Annotated in this window: 2 protein-coding genes; one reads left to right on the top strand and one right to left on the bottom strand. The window is 67.0% G+C overall.

The features are described from left to right. Nucleotides 1–438, top strand: a 438-nt coding sequence (locus tag OP496_RS18110) for a dihydrofolate reductase family protein (protein ID WP_280565363.1), incomplete at its 5' end; no start/stop codon positions are given. A gap of 55 nt (nucleotides 439–493) precedes the next feature. On the opposite strand, the gene OP496_RS18105 is transcribed toward OP496_RS18110, so the two are convergent. Then, nucleotides 494–905: lysylphosphatidylglycerol synthase domain-containing protein (locus tag OP496_RS18105; protein WP_280565361.1), on the bottom strand; the 412-nt coding region annotated here is incomplete at its 5' end.

Here is a 905-nt window from a genome sequence, read left to right as displayed (position 1 = left end):
ACGGGGAGCAACCCTGTACGCGTGATTCTCGATCCCAACGGCCGCGTGCCCGCGGCCAGCGCTGTATTCCAGCGTGGCGATGCCCCGACGTTGCATATCACCCGGCATCCATTGCCGCGCGATACCCTGGGCGCGCACGTCGAATCGCTGGTGCCCGACGGCGCGGCCGATCTGACGCCCTCGGCGCTGCTCGACACCCTGGCGGCACGCGGGCTTCGTCGCGTGCTCATCGAGGGCGGCGGACAGACCGTGTCGCGTTTCCTGGCGGATGGCCAGCTCGATCGTTTGCATGTGGTCGTGGCGCCGCTGTTGATCGGTTCGGGGCGCCCGGCGGTGAGCCTGGCCGAAATCGAGACCCTCGATGCCGCCCTGCGTCCGGCGTGTCGTACCTTTGCGATGGGCGATGACACGCTGTTCGATCTGGCGCTGCGTTCCTGAGGCCGATTTTAACGCCGGATTGTCGCGTGCAGCCCTTTTGTAAGTACCCTCTGCGTCATCGCGCATGGCAGTCTCCTCCACTCTTGCTCGTCAGCGGGGCGCCTGCTGGTGCATCACGGTCGCGATGCTGGCGACGCCGGTGGCAGAGAAGCCAGGCGCCCGGCAGGCTCGAGACCAAGACGACGACGCCGTAGATCAGCGAAATGGCCACGCCCTGGGCGGGATCGAGACCGGCGCCCATCCATACCAGCGCGGCGGCACTCTCACGTAGCCCCCAACCGGCTACCGAGAGGGGAATCGCCATGACCATCAGCACCGGCGGAATCAACGGCAATAGCGTAGCGAAGTCGATATCGGCTCCCGCAGCGCGGGCGGCGATGGCATAGACGGCGATATAGCTCGCCACCACGCCCAGCGAACTGAGGCATTGCCAGAGCCACATGCGCGAGGCGACCAGGGCGGTGCCG

Origin of the sequence: Chromohalobacter sp. 48-RD10, assembly GCF_029889785.1 — a bacterium.
Lineage (GTDB): Bacteria > Pseudomonadota > Gammaproteobacteria > Pseudomonadales > Halomonadaceae > Chromohalobacter.
Note: the sequence above shows the minus strand (reverse complement) of the source record. Positions and strands in the feature narration are given on the sequence as shown.